14 protein-coding genes and 1 tRNA gene are annotated in these 15,536 nt (G+C 70.5%); 11 read left to right on the top strand and 4 right to left on the bottom strand.

All coding sequences use genetic code 11. From position 1 onward, the window contains the following. The first annotated feature begins 164 nt into the window (after nt 1-164). From ACGFIW_RS07385 to ACGFIW_RS07375, 3 genes are all read left to right on the top strand, one after another. Nucleotides 165-1,970, top strand: coding sequence for an ABC-F family ATP-binding cassette domain-containing protein (locus ACGFIW_RS07385; RefSeq protein WP_393311647.1), 1,806 nt, complete (start codon nt 165-167; stop codon nt 1,968-1,970). Between the two features lie 101 nt (nt 1,971-2,071). Then, entirely contained in the window at nt 2,072-2,527 is a 456-nt protein-coding gene (locus tag ACGFIW_RS07380; protein ID WP_393311645.1) for a DUF4383 domain-containing protein, read from the top strand. Nucleotides 2,528-2,738: 211 nt separating this feature from the next. Beyond that, nucleotides 2,739-3,215 carry a DUF4383 domain-containing protein gene (locus ACGFIW_RS07375; protein ID WP_393311643.1) on the top strand — a complete coding sequence of 159 codons (477 nt, stop codon included), beginning with the start codon at nt 2,739-2,741 and terminating at the stop codon, nt 3,213-3,215. Nucleotides 3,216-3,222: 7 nt separating this feature from the next. Here the strand turns inward: ACGFIW_RS07375 and ACGFIW_RS07370 are convergent, their stop codons facing one another. Continuing rightward, on the bottom strand, nt 3,223-3,918 hold the full coding sequence (locus tag ACGFIW_RS07370; RefSeq protein WP_393311641.1) for a TetR family transcriptional regulator: 696 nt from the start codon (nt 3,916-3,918) through the stop codon (nt 3,223-3,225). A 223-nt stretch (nt 3,919-4,141) separates the two neighbouring features. After that, on the bottom strand, nt 4,142-5,107 hold the full coding sequence (locus ACGFIW_RS07365; RefSeq protein ID WP_393311639.1) for an acyl-CoA desaturase: 966 nt from the start codon (nt 5,105-5,107) through the stop codon (nt 4,142-4,144). 417 nt (nt 5,108-5,524) lie between these two features. Between ACGFIW_RS07365 and ACGFIW_RS07360 the strand changes: the two genes are divergently transcribed. The 8 genes from ACGFIW_RS07360 (at nt 5,525) to ACGFIW_RS07325 (ending at nt 13,237) form a co-directional block, all read left to right on the top strand. Then, a tRNA-Gln gene (locus ACGFIW_RS07360) sits at nt 5,525-5,596 on the top strand. 110 nt (nt 5,597-5,706) lie between these two features. Continuing rightward, nucleotides 5,707-7,242, top strand: coding sequence for a bifunctional UDP-N-acetylglucosamine diphosphorylase/glucosamine-1-phosphate N-acetyltransferase GlmU (gene glmU, locus ACGFIW_RS07355; protein ID WP_393311637.1), 1,536 nt, complete (start codon nt 5,707-5,709; stop codon nt 7,240-7,242). Between the two features lie 58 nt (nt 7,243-7,300). After that, nucleotides 7,301-8,281: a ribose-phosphate diphosphokinase gene (locus ACGFIW_RS07350; RefSeq protein ID WP_030329105.1), complete on the top strand. Its 981-nt coding sequence runs from the start codon at nt 7,301-7,303 to the stop codon at nt 8,279-8,281. A gap of 337 nt (nt 8,282-8,618) precedes the next feature. Further along, nucleotides 8,619-9,308 (top strand): 50S ribosomal protein L25/general stress protein Ctc, encoded by a 690-nt coding sequence (locus ACGFIW_RS07345; RefSeq protein WP_393311635.1) that lies wholly within the window; start codon nt 8,619-8,621, stop codon nt 9,306-9,308. Between the two features lie 88 nt (nt 9,309-9,396). After that, the gene (gene pth / locus ACGFIW_RS07340; protein WP_393311633.1) at nt 9,397-9,990 is read left to right on the top strand and encodes an aminoacyl-tRNA hydrolase; all 594 of its coding nucleotides are present in this window, start codon (nt 9,397-9,399) and stop codon (nt 9,988-9,990) included. A 134-nt stretch (nt 9,991-10,124) separates the two neighbouring features. Continuing rightward, a complete protein-coding gene (locus ACGFIW_RS07335) occupies nt 10,125-10,955 on the top strand; it encodes an inositol monophosphatase family protein (RefSeq protein WP_393311631.1) in 831 nt (276 codons plus the stop codon). Between the two features lie 75 nt (nt 10,956-11,030). After that, nucleotides 11,031-11,942, top strand: a complete 912-nt coding sequence (cysD, locus tag ACGFIW_RS07330; protein WP_357075637.1) for a sulfate adenylyltransferase subunit CysD — start codon at nt 11,031-11,033, stop codon at nt 11,940-11,942. Next, nucleotides 11,942-13,237 carry a sulfate adenylyltransferase subunit 1 gene (locus ACGFIW_RS07325; RefSeq protein WP_393311629.1) on the top strand — a complete coding sequence of 432 codons (1,296 nt, stop codon included), beginning with the start codon at nt 11,942-11,944 and terminating at the stop codon, nt 13,235-13,237. Before cysD ends, ACGFIW_RS07325 begins: the two co-directional genes overlap by 1 nt. A gap of 110 nt (nt 13,238-13,347) precedes the next feature. Here ACGFIW_RS07325 and galK read toward each other — a convergent pair whose 3' ends face one another. Continuing rightward, nucleotides 13,348-14,517 carry a galactokinase gene (galK, locus tag ACGFIW_RS07320; RefSeq protein ID WP_393311627.1) on the bottom strand — a complete coding sequence of 390 codons (1,170 nt, stop codon included), beginning with the start codon at nt 14,515-14,517 and terminating at the stop codon, nt 13,348-13,350. Further along, nucleotides 14,514-15,500, bottom strand: coding sequence for a UDP-glucose 4-epimerase GalE (gene galE / locus ACGFIW_RS07315; protein ID WP_393311625.1), 987 nt, complete (start codon nt 15,498-15,500; stop codon nt 14,514-14,516). The genes galK and galE overlap by 4 nt, the downstream gene beginning before the upstream one ends. Nucleotides 15,501-15,536 lie beyond the last annotated feature (36 nt).

Raw genomic sequence — 15,536 nt, 5'->3', positions numbered from 1 at the left:
GCCCCGCCGATCTTGCACTTTCGGTCGCCGAGATGAGGGGAATTGTCCAAGTATGCCGCGACAGTAACTGCAAGATCGCGGGAGGAGGGCGGGTCCGCGTACCCTTGGGGTCGGCGTCCAGGTGCCCGCCGGCACCCGGACGCCTTGATCATGAAGGGTGGAACGTGGCGAACATCGTCAATCTGGACCGGGTGTCCAAGGGGTACGGCGCGGCAGGGCGGCTGCTCACGGACGTCTCGCTCGGCCTGGACGACGCCGACCGGATCGGCGTGGTCGGCCTCAACGGTGCCGGCAAGTCCACCCTGCTGCGGCTGCTCACCAAGCAGGAGGACCCCGACGACGGCCGGGTGACGCACCGCCGTGACCTGCGTGTGCTCTGGCTGCCCCAGCAACTCACCCTCGCCCCCGACGCCACCGTCCGGGACGTCGTGCTCGGCACCGCCTGGCTGGCCGAGGGCATGGGCGCCGAGCACGAGTGGGCCGGCGACGCCGGGGTGCGCGCCATCCTCGACGGCCTCGGCATGCCGCACCTCGGCCTGGACCAGCCGGTCGGCCCGATGTCCGGTGGCGAACGGCGCCGGGTGGCGCTCGCGGCGCTGCTCGTGCGCGACTCCGACCTGCTCATCCTCGACGAGCCCACCAACCACCTCGACGTCGGCGGTGTCGACTGGCTGGCCCGGCACCTGGTGGGGCGCAAGGGCGCTCTGGTCGTGGTCACCCACGACAGGTGGTTCCTGGACGCGGTCTGCACCAACACCTGGGAGGTCGCCGACCAGACCGTCCGCGCCTACGAGGGTGGTTTCGCCGCCTGGACCCTCGCCCGCGCCGAACGCGAACGCGTCGCCGCCGCGACCGAGGCCCGCCGGCAGAACCTGCTCCGCAAGGAGATCGCCTGGCTGCGTCGTGGGCCGCCGGCCCGCACCTCCAAGCCCCAGTTCCGCATCGACGCCGCGAACGCGCTGATCGCCGACGTGCCGCCGGCCCGCGACACCATGTCGCTGCAACGCATGGCCACCTCCCGGCTCGGCAAGCAGGTGTACGACCTGGAGAACGTCGAGCTGCACGCCGGTCCCAAGGAGATCCTGCGCGACGTCACCTGGCTGGTCGGCCCCGGTGACCGGATCGCCATCCTCGGCGCCAACGGCGCCGGCAAGACCACGCTGTTGCGGATGCTGGCCGGCATCACCCGCCCCGACGGCGGTCGCCTCGGCACCGGCTCCACAGTGCGGCCCGCGTTCCTCTCCCAGGAGCTCAGCGAGTTGCCCGGCCACCTGCGGGTGCTCGAAGCCGTCGAGGAGGTCGCCCGCCGGGTGCAGCTCGGCGACCGGGAGGTCTCCGCCGCGCAGCTCGCCGAGGTGTTCGGCTTCGACGACCGCCGGCTCTGGACCCCGGTCAGCGACCTCTCCGGTGGGGAACGCCGCCGGTTGCAGATGCTGCGGCTGCTCGCCGGGGAGCCCAACGTGCTGCTCTTCGACGAGCCCACGAACGACCTGGACACCGACACCCTCGCCGCGCTGGAGGACCTGCTCGACTCGTGGCCCGGCACGATCATCGTGGCGAGCCACGACCGTTACCTCATCGAGCGGGTCACCGACACGGCGTACGGAATGTTCGGCGACGGCCGGCTGGTGCACCTGCCCGGCGGTGTGGACGAATACCTCGCCCGGACCGCGGAGCGGGCCGGCCTTCCCCGGGCGGGCGGCACGTCGTCCTCCGCGCCCGCCGCCCCCTCGGGAGGTGGCATGTCCGCCGCCGAGGTCCGTCAGGCCCGCAAGGAGCTGACCCGGCTGGAACGGCAGCTCGGCAAGCTCGACCAGCGCGAGACCACGCTGCTCGACCAGCTCGCCGCGGACGCCACCGACTACGCCCGGGTAGCCGAGCTGGACACCCAGCTCAAGGATCTGCGCGCCGAGCGGGAGCGGATCGAGGAGACCTGGATGACGCTCGCCGAGGAGCTTCCGGAGAGCTGACCGGGCCGGACGCACCGGCCCGGGGGCCGTGTGCGGCGTCACACCGCCACATGCGGGACAATCGTCGGCGACACCTACCCCACGGCGTTGGAGACTCAGACATGGCCCACACCCCCGTCAACCACCCCGCGCGGCCGATCTACCGGGCGATCGGCGGGCTGACCGGTCTGTACCTGGTGGTCTTCGGAGTGCTCAGCATCATCGCGAGCACCGGCAACGAGATCCTCGCCCAGGACGACACCCGGGTCCTCGGTCAGGGCACGAACCTCGGCCTCGGGCTGCTCAGCGTGCTGCTCGGGCTCGTCGTGCTGGTCGGCACCGCGCTCGGCCGCAACATCGACGTGGCGATCAACCAGTGGCTGTCGTACGCCCTGATGGTGATCAGCCTGGCCAGCCTCGCGTTCATCCGGACCGACGCCAATGTCCTCAACTTCAGCATCGTCACCGTCATCGTCGTGATGACCGTCGCCCTGGTGCTGCTCATGGTCGGCATGTACGGCAAGGTCGGTTCGGAGGAGGAGGCGGAGGCATTCCAGAAGGCTCGGCTGGTTCTCTGATTTTTGCTTCTTTGGTTGCGGTCGTGGGTTTTCGCCGGAGCCCGAGCTGCTCCGGGCGGTCAGGCTTGATCCCTGCGCAGCTCGGGCTCCGGCGAAAACCTGACCTGGTCCAGCCATTCGGCGGACCGCGCGACCATCGGTGTTTTGCCTGACATGCCGGTGTCCTTGGGCGACAATTCCCCTGAAACAGTCACATCAGGGGGTCAGGGGTATGCCGCACTTTCCGGTCAACCATCCGGCACGGCCGCTCTACCGGGTCCTCTCCGGTCTGATCGGCGTCTACATCCTGGTGTTCGGCGTCTGGGGCGTCGCCGAGACGATCGGTGACCCGCTCTTCGCCCGCAACAGCACCTGGGCCCTCGGCCTGCGGACCAATCTGGCCTTCTCACTCGCCTCGGTGGTCTTCGGAGTCGTCCTGATCATCGGGGCATCCCGGCGCACCAACCTCGGCCACTACATGAACCTCACGGCCGGCGTGGTGTTCCTGGTGACGAGCATCCTGATGATGTCGGTGCTGCAGACCGGCGCGAACTTCCTCAACTTCTCGATGTCGACGGTGGTCGTGTCGATGCTGTTCGGCCTGATCCTGCTCGGCACCGGCCTCTACGACAAGGTCGGCCCGCCGGAGCACGCCGAGGCGGAGCTGGAGAACCGCAAGCACCCGGTCGCTGACGTGCACCGCCGCTGACGGATGGTCAGTGGCGTCGGGCCGTGATCAACGTTGGCTTCGCCTCCAGGTGCGACAACCCGTTCCAGGCCAGGTTGACGAGATGCGCGGCCACCGTCTCCTTGCGTGGCTTGCGCACCTCCAGCCACCAGCGGCCGGTCAACGCCACCATGCCCACCAGCGCCTGCGAGTACAGCTCGGCGAGCTTCGGATCGTACCCCCGGCTCTTGAACTCGGCGCCCAGGATGTGCTCGACCTGGTGCGCGACGTCGTTCATCACGCTGCTGAAGTTGGCCGTGCCGGACATGAGCGGCGACTCGCGGACCAGCACCCGGAAGCCGCTGGTCTCCTCCTCGATGTAGGTCAGCAGGGCCAGCGCCGCCTGTTCCAGCAGCTCCCGTGGATGCCCGGCGGTCAACGCCGTGGTGATCCGGTCGAGCAGGGCCCGGACCTCCCGGTCCACCACCACCGCGTAAAGCCCTTCCTTGCCACCGAAATGCTCATATACCACAGGCTTGGAGACCTTGGCGCGGGCCGCCACCTCCTCGATGGAGGTGGCGTCGAAGCCACGCTCGGCGAAGAGTTGCCGACCGGTCGCGATCAACTGCTCGCGGCGCTGGGCCGCCGACATGCGGACCCGGGAGGTGGGCTTGGGTTTGGGAGCCGGGGTCGACGGTGCCACCCGTCGGCCACCGACGCTGTCACCATCGGTGACCTCAGGCATGTCGCCGCCTAGCTGGCGCTCGGTGACGCCCTGCCGTGGAATGGTGCCTCCGCTGTGCCCGTTCACGTCGTCGCCTCACTGGCCGGCGGTCCGACCGCCCTGCCGCGCCGTCCGACCGGCCCCGGATCGGGACCGGCCCCCGTCTGCCGAGCCGCCCGGTCCCCCCGCGTCGCTCGGTCATCCGGCCATCCTGCCAGGCGTCATCCTGGCGCACCGCCCGGTTTTACCGAGGTGCGACCGGCTTCACCAGCTTCGCGGCGAGGCGCTCGGGTTTTGGCCAGCGCACCTGGGTCGCCGCACCGGTCTTCTCGAACAACCAGATCACCCGCGCGGAGATGTCCACCTGGCCACGCAGCACGCCGTGCCGCGCGCTGGTGGGGTCGGCATGGTGCAGGTTGTGCCAGCTCTCGCCGAACGACAGGATCGCCAGCGGCCAGAAGTTGGACGCGCGGTCGCCCTGGCGCATCGCGAAGGGACGCTCGCCGTAGACGTGGCAGACCGAATTGATCGCCCAGGTGACGTGGTGCAGCAGGCCGATCCGGACCAGCCCGGCCCAGAAGAACGCGGTGAGCGCGCCCTGCCAGGACCAGGTCACCAGACCGCCGATAAGCGCCGGGCCGAGCAGCGAGATCGCCACCAGCGCGGGAAAGAGCCTGTCGACCCGGCTGATGTCCCGGTCGGCGACGAGGTCCGGTGCGAAGCGCTCGCGGTTGGACAGCTCCCGGCGGAACAGCCAGCCCACGTGCGCGTGGAACAGGCCCCGGGTCAACGCCCAGAAGCTGGTGCCGAAGCGCCAGGGGGAGTGCGGGTCGCCCTCCAGGTCGGAGAACGCGTGGTGGCGTCGGTGGTCGGCGACCCACTGGATGATCTCGCCCTGCACCGCCAGCGACCCCGCCACCGCCAGCGTGACCCGCAGCCAGCGCTTGGCCTTGAACGAGCCGTGCGTGAAGTAGCGGTGGAAGCCGACGGTGATGCCGAGCCCGGAGACGACGTACCAGACCAGGCCGATGATCACGTCGCTCCAGCCCAGCCAGCCGCCCCAGGCGACCGGCACGGCGACCAGCAGGGCGACGAAGGGGATCACCACGAAGGCCCAGAGGGCGGCCAGGATGCCGTTGGCCTGACTGCCGTCGGTGAGTGGTTTGGGGCCGCTGGCGGGCGGTTGGGGATCGAGCAGTGTGGTGGACATGAGACCTCGCAGGGGGACGGGGGACGGTCACGAAGCTACGCCTACGTCACCGTAACTTACGGCTCCGTAGATCGCACGGGGAAGTTTCGAAAAGCTCTCGCGTAGCCGGCCAAAGTCCCAGGTGAGGTGCCTTGTAGACGGCGGTTCGGGTGGCCCGGGCGGCGGCGTCGGAACGGGCGACCCAGCCCCGCGCGTTAATCGAGAAGTCGTCCGCGCGTGTCGTAGGCGTCTGGGGCGACACCTCCGTGATCCCGCGGGTGGTGCGCGTGGTGAGCCGGCGCTCGGATTCTCCGACCGCGGCGAAGCGAGGCGATCAGTGCCCGCGCTGGCGGGGATGAGCGATGGCGGCCGGCGGCCGGGGCGCTAAGGTGTAGCGGCGGGATGTCCATCCCACACGCGACGTCCTCGCGTCGCTGATCGGCCGTGGTGTAATTGGCAACACCCGGGTCTTTGGTACCCGTATTTCAGGTTCGAACCCTGGCGGCCGAGCTGCCCACCTACGTCCGTTTTAGGCTCGGGTGGGGGTAAGAGGGGAAGGTGCCGGGCCTCGCGGTTAGCATGGCCGCGAGAGTGTCCGCCGTCCCGACGGGAGCCACGTCGTGCCCCAGCCCCACCTTCGTACCGTCGTCGTGCTCGCCGCCGGTGAGGGCAAGCGGATGAAGTCGGCACTGCCCAAGGTGCTGCACCCCCTGCTCGGTCGGACGCTGCTCGGTCACGTGCTGAGCGCCGCCGCGCCACTGGCCGCCGAGCGGACCGTGGTGGTGGTGGGGCACGGCGCCGACCAGGTCCGGGCGCATCTGTCCGAGGTCGCCCCGGACGCCATGCCGGTGCTCCAGGCGGCGCAACTCGGCACCGGGCACGCCGTGCGGATCGCGCTGGACGCCGTCCCCGAGGGCGCCGGCACGGTCGTGGTGATCAACGGGGACGTGCCGCTGCTGCGCCCCGAAACGGTCGGCGCGCTGGTGACCGCGCACGAGGAGGCGGCCGCGGCGGCCACCGTGCTGACCGCCGAGGTGCCCGACCCGACCGGGCTCGGGCGGATCGTCCGGGACGCCGACGGCCGGCTGGAGCAGATCGTCGAGGAACGCGACGCCGATGCGACGCAGCGCGCGATCCGGGAGATCAACGCCGGCATCTACGCGTTCGACGCGGTGCGGCTGCGTGCGGCGCTGGGCAAGCTCTCCACCGACAACGACCAGGGCGAGGAATACCTCACCGACGTCTTCGGTCTGCTCCGCTCGGCCGGCGAGCCGGTGGCGGTGCATGTCGCCGTCGACCACTCCGAGACGTTGGGCTGCAACGACCGGGTGGAGTTGGCGACACTGCGCCGGCTGTTGCGCGACCGGGTCAACGAGGCGTGGATGCGCACCGGGGTCAGCCTTCTGGACCCGGTGACCACCTGGATCGACGTGACGGTGGCAGTGGACCGCGACGCGGTGATCGACCAGAACACCCAGTTGCGCGGCGGCACGGTCGTCGGCGCGGGGGCGCTGGTCGGGCCGGACGTCACGCTCATCGACACGATCGTCGGCCCCGGTGCGTCGGTGATCCGTAGCCACGCCGTCGGCGCGGAGGTCGGTGCGAGTGCCAGCGTCGGGCCGTACGCGTACCTGCGGCCCGCCGCCCAGTTGGCCGAGAAGGTCAAGGTCGGCACGTTCGTCGAGGTGAAGAACTCCGAGATCGGCCCGGGTGCGAAGGTTCCGCACCTCAGCTACGTGGGTGACGCGACGATCGGCGCGAAGGCCAACATCGGCGCGGCGACGATCTTCGTCAACTACGACGGCGTGCACAAGCACCGCACGGTCGTCGGCGAGGGCGCGTTCGTCGGGTGCGACACGAGCCTGATCGCGCCGGTCGAGGTGGGTGCCGGGGCGTACGTGGCGGCGGGCAGCGCGATCGCCCAGGACGTGCCGCCGGGCGCCCTCGGGGTGACCCGCGCGCCGCAGCGCAACATCGAGGGCTGGGTGGCGCGCAAGCGGGCCGGAACGATCTCCGCGGCGGCTGCGGAGCGTGCGGTGCGCGGCGCCGAGGGTGCGTCGGGGATGGCCGGCACCGCAAGCGACAGTGAGGCAATCCACGGGGTGACCGAGACGGTGGGCGGCGCGTCCGGCACGGGAGATACTGCAACCGAATAGTCCCTGACCCACCACCACCGGGTCGGGTACCGCCGACAAAACGGGAGCAGACGGGCCCATGGGCAGCATCGTCGCCGAAAACCGCAAAAGCCTGATGCTCTTTTCCGGACGTGGCTTTCCGGAGTTGGCCAAGGAGATCGGCGAGGTGCTCGGCGTCGCGCCGACCCCGGCCGACGCGTACGAGTTCGCCAACGGTGAGATCTTCGTACGTTTCAAGGACTCGGTACGTGGTTCGGACGCCTTCGTGGTGCAGTCCGTCACGCACGGGGTGAACACCTGGGTCATGGAGACCCTGATCATGGTGGACGCGCTGAAGCGGGGGTCGGCCAAGCGGATCACCGTGGTGCTGCCGTTCTACCCGTACGCGCGGCAGGACAAGAAGCACCGTGGTCGGGAGCCGATCTCGGCCCGCCTGGTGGCGGACCTGCTGAAGACCGCCGGCGCCAACCGCATCCTCACCGTCGACCTGCACACCGCGCAGATCCAGGGCTTCTTCGACGGCCCGGTGGACCACCTCTTCGCGATGGACATCCTGGCCGAGTACGTGGAACACAAGTACGCCGGCCGGCCGATGACCGTGGTGGCACCGGACTCGGGCCGGGTGCGGGTGGCCGAGCGGTGGACCGACCGGCTCGGCGGCTGCCCGCTGGCCTTCATCCACAAGACCCGTGACCCCATGAAGCCGAACCAGGTCGTGGCGAACCGGGTCGTCGGCGAGGTCGAGGGCCGGGTCTGCCTCATCGTCGACGACATGATCGACACCGGTGGCACGATCGCCAAGGCCGCGGACATCCTCAAGGAGTCGGGGGCGGCGGAGATCGTGGTCGCGTCCACCCACGCGCTGCTGTCGGACCCGGCGACCGAGCGCCTGAAGAACAGCTCGATCAGCGAGATCGTGGTGACCAACACGTTGCCGCTTCCGCCGGAGAAGCAGCTGGACAAGCTGACCGTGTTGTCGATCGCGCCGCTGCTGGCGCGGGCGATCCGGGAGGTCTTCGACGACGGCTCGGTGACCACCCTCTTCGGCGGTCTGAGCTGAGCCCGAGCCCCGTTTCCGCCACTCGGCACGCTGGGGGAACGGGAACGGGGCTGGCAGACTGACGGAACCGAGGCCGGCGCGCTTGTGGGAAACCACCGACGCGCCGGTCTGGAGCCGTGAACGGGGACTGCCGGAAACCCTGGAAACAGCTCGGGTAGACTGGTGCGGTTGCCACGGCGAGGGTGCCCGGCGGGCCGCTGATAAAGCGCCGCACGGAGGCACCGTCATCGACGCGGTGCTCCGGGCAGTCGTTCATGACGCATGAGCCCCAGCGAGCCCCTCGCCCCAGCACCGCCAGACGACAAGCCGCCGCAGCGAAAGTATCAGGAGTTTCCCCGTGTCCGAGGTAAAGATCAGCGCCGAGCCCCGCACCGAGTTCGGCAAGGGTGGTGCCCGCCGTACCCGCCGGGCCGGCAAGGTTCCCGCCGTGCTTTACGGTCACGGCGAGAAGCCCAAGCACATCGCGCTGCCGTCGCGGGAGTTCGCCGCGGCGATCCGCAAGGGCGGTGCCAACCAGCTCTTCGCGATCGACATCACCGACGGCACCCAGGTGCTGGCGCTGCCGAAGGCGATCCAGCGCGACCCGATCCGGGACACCTTCGAGCACGTCGACCTGCTCCTGGTCCGCCGGGGCGAGAAGGTCACCGTCGAGGTCCCGGTGCAGCTGACCGGCGAGGCCGCCCGCGACACCCTGATCGTGCACGACCACGACACCCTCTCGGTGACCGCCGACGCCACCAAGGTTCCGGACCACCTCGAGGCGTCGATCGAGGGCCTGGAGGCGGGCAGCCAGGTGACCGCCGGCGACGTCGAGCTGCCGTCCGGCGTCGAGCTGGCCGCCGACTCGGACCTGACCGTCGCGTCCGTGACCGCCGCCCCCACCGCCGAGCAGCTCGAGGCGACGCTGCCCGAGGTCGAGGTGGCCACCGACGAGGCCGAGGCCGAGGTCGGCGAGACCACCGAGGGCTCCGAGGGCGCGGACACCGCCGAGGGCGAAGAAGCCACCGAGGCGCGCACCGAGGCCTGATCGGTTCCAGCTTTGCGACAGGCGCTCCCGGACGTTCGGGGGCGCCTGTCGGCGTATCCGGTGGGATGGACGGCGAGAGGGACGGGTCGTGACGGACGAGGTGGCGGGGCCGTGGCTGGTGGTCGGCCTGGGCAACCCGGGTCGGGAGTACGCCGGTAACCGGCACAACGTCGGGTTCATGGTGGCCGACCTTCTGGCCGGGCGGTTGGGTGCGCGGTTCGGCCGGCACAAGCGGGCGGTGGCCGAGGCGGGCGAGGCGCGGCTGGGGTTCGGCGGGCCGAAGCTGGTGCTGGCGAAGCCACTGACGTACATGAACCTGTCCGGCGGGCCGGTGGCGGCGCTGGCGCAGTTCTACAAGGTGCCGGCGATGCAGGTGATCGCGGTGCACGACGAGTTGGACATCGGGTTCGGCCAGGTGCGGGTCAAGTTCGGCGGCGGCGAGGGCGGGCACAACGGCCTGCGGTCGATGTCGAAGTCGTTGGGTACGAAGGACTATGCCCGGGTCCGGTTCGGCGTCGGGCGACCGCCGGGGCGGCAGGATCCCGCGGATTACGTGCTGTCGGATTTCGGCACGGCAGAGCGCAAGGAGCTGGATTTCCTGGTCGACCGGGCTGCCGACGTGGTGGAGTCGGTGATCACCAAGGGTGTGGAGCCGACGCAGAACCTCTACCACGGGGGCTGAGTCGGGCGGGGCGTACCGGATCGGAAACGGTTGGCCGGTAGTCTGCGCCTTTCGGCGTGCCGCGACCACGACGCGGGTCGCGGCGAATCGGTCCGTGCGGGCACGGGTCGCGGCGAGGCGACAGGAGCGGGCAGATGACCAGTCCTCCGATGATCGACGGCGCGTTCGCCAGATGGTTGGCGTCCCGGGCCGGGCAGGCGTTGCTCGACCTGCGCACCGAGATGGGTTTCGCGGACACCGGCGCGCTGAAGTCCGCCGGGGACAAGGTGTCGCACGACCTGATCCGCACGGAGTTGGCGAAGTGGCGGCCGGGCGACGCGGTGCTCTCCGAGGAGGACGAGGGGTCCCGGTTGGCCTGGGCGGCCGAGGTGAACACCGGGGCGGTGTCGCGGTTGACCTCGGACCGAGTGTGGATCATCGACCCGTTGGACGGCACCCGCGAGTTCTCCGAGGAGGGCCGCTCGGACTGGGCGGTGCACGTGGCGCTCTGGGCACGTAACGCGCCGAGCCCGCACGGGCTGGTCGCCGGAGCGGTGGGGCTGCCGGCGCAGCACCGGGTGCTGGGCACGGACTACCCGCCGGCGTACCCGCCGATGACCGTGGAGGCCGCGACCGCCGGTGAGCGGAAGATCCGTCTGGCGGCCAGCCGGAGCCGGCCGCCGGTCTTCCTGACCGACCTGGCCGAGGACGTCGGGGCGCACCTGGTGCCGATGGGCTCGGCCGGCGCGAAGATCGCCGCCGTGGTCACCGGCGAGGTGGACGCGTACATTCACGCCGGTGGTCAGTACGAGTGGGACTCGGCGGCACCGGTGGCTGTGGCGACGGCCACCGGACTACACGCTTCCCGGATCGATGGTTCTGCGCTGAAATACAACGAGGCAGATCCGCGCCTGCCGGACCTGCTGGTCTGTCGCAAGGATCTCGCCACCCGGTTGCTTGCAGCGCTGCAGAGACATTCCGGGTAGCCTGAGCGCACTTTCTTGACATGTCCGACCGGAAAGGTCTGGAAATCGGATGATCGAGCCAATCGAGCCGGTGTCATGACCACCCCCGCCGCCTACCGGGTCTCCCACCTGGACGCCCTGGAAGCGGAGAGCATCTTCGTGATGCGCGAGGTGGTCGCCGAAATGGAACGCCCGGTGCTGCTCTTCTCCGGCGGCAAGGATTCGATCGTCATGCTGCGGCTGGCGCAGAAGGCGTTCGCCCCGGCCAGCATCCCCTTCCCGGTCATGCACGTCGACACCGGGCACAACTTCCCCGAGGTGCTGGAATACCGCGACCAGCGGGTCGCCGAGCTGGGGTTGCAGCTCGTGGTGGCGAGCGTGCCGGAGGCCCTGGCCAGCGGCATGGTACGGGAGTCCGGTGACGGGATGCGCAACCGGATCCAGACGCCGGTGCTGCTGGACGCGGTGGAGAAACACCGCTTCGACGCGCTGTTCGGGGGTGCCCGCCGCGACGAGGAGAAGGCTCGCGCCAAGGAGCGGGTGTTCAGCTTCCGCGACGAGTTCGGCCAGTGGGACCCGAAGAACCAGCGGCCGGAGCTGTGGTCGTTGTATAACGGCCGGCACCACCCGGGTGAGTCGATCCGCGTCTTCCCGCTGTCCAACTGGACCGAGCTGGACGTCTGGCACTACATCGCCCGGGAACGCATCCCGCTGCCCTCGATCTACTACGCGCACGAGCGCGAGGTGATCGAGCGCGACGGCATGGTCTACGCGGTCAACGAGTTCTTCCGCCCCCGTGCGGGCGAGGAGCGGTTCAAGGCACAGGTGCGCTACCGCACCGTGGGCGACGCCTCCTGCACCGCCGCGGTCCGTTCCGACGCGGACACCGTGGAGAAGGTCATCGAGGAGGTGGCCGCCACCCGGATCACCGAGCGTGGCGCGACCCGTGGTGACGACCGGGTCAGCGAGGCCGCCATGGAGGACCGCAAGCGGGAGGGCTACTTCTGATGAGCACCGAGATGATGGCCCCGGCCGCCGAGGCGCGGGCGATGGACCTGCTGCGCTTCGCCACCGCCGGCAGCGTGGACGACGGCAAGTCGACACTGATCGGCCGACTGCTCTACGACACCAAGTCGCTCTTCACCGACCAGTTGGCCGCCGTCGAGGCGGTCAGCGCGGCCCGCGGTGACGAATACACCAACCTGGCGTTGCTCACCGACGGTCTGCGGGCCGAGCGGGAGCAGGGCATCACCATCGACGTGGCGTACCGGTACTTCGCCACCCCCCGGCGCAAGTTCATCATCGCCGACACCCCCGGGCACACCCAGTACACCCGCAACATGGTCACCGGTGCCTCCACCGCCGACCTGGCGCTGATCCTGGTGGACGCCCGCAAGGGCCTGGTCGAGCAGTCCCGCCGGCACGCCTTCCTGTGCTCCCTGCTGCGGGTGCCGCACCTGGTCCTCTGTGTCAACAAGATGGACCTGGTCGACTGGTCGCAGGAGGTCTTCGAACGGATCGCCGACGAGTTCACCGCGTTCGCCGCGAAGCTCGACGCACCGGACCTGACCGTGGTGCCGATCTCGGCGCTGCGCGGTGACAACATCGTCGCCCGCTCGGAGAACATGCCCTGGTACGAGGGCCCGTCACTGCTGCACCACCTGGAGCGGGTGCACATCGCGAGTGACCGCAACCTGGTCGACGTCCGGTTCCCGGTGCAGTACGTGATCCGTCCGCAGTCGACGACTGTCACCGACTACCGCGGCTACGCCGGTCAGGTCGCCTCCGGGGTGCTCAAGCCGGGTGACGAGGTGATGGTGCTGCCGTCCGGCTTCACCAGCCGGATCTCCGCCGTGGAGACCGCCGACGGGCCGGTGCCGGAGGCGTTCCCCCCGATGTCGGTGACGGTACGACTGGCCGACGAGATCGACATCTCCCGGGGTGACCTGATCTGCCGGCCGAACAACGCACCGGCCGTGGCCCAGGACATCGAGGCGATGGTCTGCTGGATGGACGAGACAGCTCCGCTGCGGGTCGGCGGCCGGTACGCGATCAAGCACACCACCCGCTCGGCGCGCGCGATCGTGCGCGGGCTGCACTACCGGTTGGACATCAACTCGCTGCACCGCGACGAGTCGGCCGACGAGCTGCGGCTCAACGAGATCGGCCGGGTGCGGCTGCGGACGACGGTGCCGCTGTTGGCCGACGAATACCGCCGCAACCGCACCACCGGCGGCTTCGTCATCATCGACGAGGCGACCAACCGCACGGTAGGCGCCGCCATGATCGTCGAAGCCAGCTAACCCCCACCCCCTCCCCATCCCGTGCGGTGATCAAGAGGTTTGCGTCAAAATCCGAGCCTGGACTGACGCGAACCTCTTGATCACCTGGCTGGGTCGGGGTGGGGTGGGTTCTAGGGGAGGCGGGTGGCGCCGGGGGAGGGGAGGACCGTCAGGGTGCCGGGGGCGGTGAAGCCTCGTTCGGCGTACGCGGCGGTCACGGCGGCGGCCACCTCGTCGGCGCGGTCGGCGTCGATCAGGGCCAGGACGCAGCCGCCGAAGCCGCCGCCGGTCATCCGGGCACCGAGCGCGCCGGCCGCCAACGCCGCCTCGACCGCCGTGTCGATCTCCGGCACGGTGATCTCGAAGTCGTCGCGCATGGAGACGTGCGACGCGGTGAGCAGGGGGCCGATGTCGCGGACCCGGGCCGCGCGCAGCAGCGCCACCGTGTCCAGCACGCGTTGGTCCTCGGTGACGACGTGCCGCACCCGCCGCCGGGTCTCCTCGTCGTCGAGCCGCGCCAGCGCGGTGTCGAGCTGGTCGACGCCCACGTCCCGCAGCGCGGCGACGCCGAGCGCGCGGGCCCCGGCCTCGCAGGAACGGCGGCGGGCAGCGTACTCACCGTCGGCGTGCCGGTGCGGCGCCCGGCTGTCGATGACGAGCACCGCCAGGCCGGCGGCGTCCAGGTCGAAGGGGATCTGCTCGACCGACTCGTCGCGGCAGTCCAGGAAGAGGGCGTGCCCGGCACGGCAGCGGATCGAGGCCGACTGGTCCATGATCCCGGTCGGCGCGCCGACGTAGACGTTCTCCGCCCGCTGCGCCAGCCGGGGCTGCGACTCCGCGGGCAGCTCCAGCCCACCGAGGTCGAGCAGGGCGGCCAGCACGGCCGACTCCAGCGCGGCCGAGGAGGAGAGCCCGGCGCCCAGCGGCACGTCGGAGGCGATGGCCAGCCGCGCGCCCGGAACCGGATGACCGGCCTCGCGCAGGGCCCAGACCACCCCGGCGACGTACGCGCCCCAGCCGGTCACCCGACCCGCCTCGGCGACGTCGTCCGCCCCGAAGGTGATCGTCTCGTCGGACAGCTCGGACCAGACCGTCCACTGCTCCGCGTCCTGCCGGTCGGCGGCGACGACGGTCTGCAACGGCAGCGCGAAGGGGAGCACGAACCCCTCGTTGTAGTCGGTGTGCTCGCCGATCAGATTGACCCGGCCGGGAGCCGCCCAGCGGCCGGCGGCCTGGCCGCCGTACTGGGTGGTGAAGCCGGCGGCGGCCCGGTCGGCCACGGCACGCGTGGGGTCGGTCACGGCTGCTGCTCCAGGATGTGTTCGCGGTAGAAGGCCCAGGCGTCGCGGACCATGTCGTGCAGGGTCGGCTTCTGTGGCACCCAGCCCAGCTCGTCGCGGGCCAGCGCGGAGGAGGCGACCAGCTCGGCCGGGTCGCCCTCGCGGCGCGGGGCCACCTCGACGGGCAGGTGGTGCCCGGTGACCTCGCGGACCACGTCGGCGACCTGGCGGTTGGTGAAACCGTTGCCGTTGCCCAGGTTGTAGATCCGGTGTTGGCCGCTGGTGGCCGCGTCCAGCGCCAGCAGGTGCGCGCGGGCCAGGTCGGCGACGTGGATGTAGTCCCGGACGCAGGTGCCGTCCACGGTGGGGTAGTCGTCGCCGAAGAGCTGGAGCTTCTCCCGTCGGCCGGCGGCGACCTCCAGTGCGATCGGGATCAGGTGCGTCTCCGGGTCGTGCCGTTCACCGAGCGCGATGTCGCCGTCGAGGTGGGCACCGGCGACGTTGAAGTAGCGCAGCGACACGGCGGCCAGCCGGTGCGCGATCGCCTCCGAGGTGAGCGCCATGTCGACGGCGAGCTTGGTGGCGCCGTACGTGTTGGTAGGTGCCTTGACGGCGGTTTCCGGGATCGGCAGCTCCGTGGGGTTGCCGTAGACGGCGGCGGTGGAGGAGAAGACCATCCGCGGCACGCCGGCGGCCCGGACCGCGTCGATCAGGGCGAGGCTGCCGATTGTGTTGTTCTGCCAGTACAGCTCGGGTTTGACCATCGACTCGCCGGCGGCGATCAGGGCGGCGAAGTGCAGCACCCCGTCGAACCCGGCGTCGCGGGTGAGGACGCGGGCGGCGTCGTGGATGGACGCCTCGACGTGGGTCGCGTCCGGCGCGAGCGCCTGGCGGTGCCCGGTGCGCAGGTCGTCCAGGACGACCACCTGGTGACCCGCGTCGAGCAGCATCCGGGTCACCACGCTGCCGATGAAGCCGGCGCCCCCGGTGACGAGCAGTTTCACGTCGTTGCCTCCTGCCTGGCCCGCCCGGGACGTGGC

Origin of the sequence: Micromonospora sp. NPDC048935 (genome assembly GCF_043197875.1) — a bacterium.
Taxonomy (GTDB): Bacteria; Actinomycetota; Actinomycetes; order Mycobacteriales; family Micromonosporaceae; genus Micromonospora.
This window is presented reverse-complemented; position numbering and strand designations above follow the sequence as displayed.

Excerpts from the sequence above, each read along its gene's own strand:
- ACGFIW_RS07380 (WP_393311645.1), top strand. The coding sequence starts at position 2,072 with ATGGCCCACACCCCCGTCAACCACCCCGCGCGGCCGATCTACCGGGCG.
- ACGFIW_RS07375 (WP_393311643.1), top strand. The coding sequence starts at position 2,739 with ATGCCGCACTTTCCGGTCAACCATCCGGCACGGCCGCTCTACCGGGTC.
- ACGFIW_RS07370 (WP_393311641.1), bottom strand. The coding sequence starts at position 3,918 with ATGCCTGAGGTCACCGATGGTGACAGCGTCGGTGGCCGACGGGTGGCA.
- ACGFIW_RS07365 (WP_393311639.1), bottom strand. The coding sequence starts at position 5,107 with ATGTCCACCACACTGCTCGATCCCCAACCGCCCGCCAGCGGCCCCAAA.
- ACGFIW_RS07350 (WP_030329105.1), top strand. The coding sequence starts at position 7,301 with ATGGGCAGCATCGTCGCCGAAAACCGCAAAAGCCTGATGCTCTTTTCC.
- ACGFIW_RS07335 (WP_393311631.1), top strand. The coding sequence starts at position 10,125 with ATGACCAGTCCTCCGATGATCGACGGCGCGTTCGCCAGATGGTTGGCG.
- cysD (WP_357075637.1), top strand. The coding sequence starts at position 11,031 with ATGACCACCCCCGCCGCCTACCGGGTCTCCCACCTGGACGCCCTGGAA.
- ACGFIW_RS07325 (WP_393311629.1), top strand. The coding sequence starts at position 11,942 with ATGAGCACCGAGATGATGGCCCCGGCCGCCGAGGCGCGGGCGATGGAC.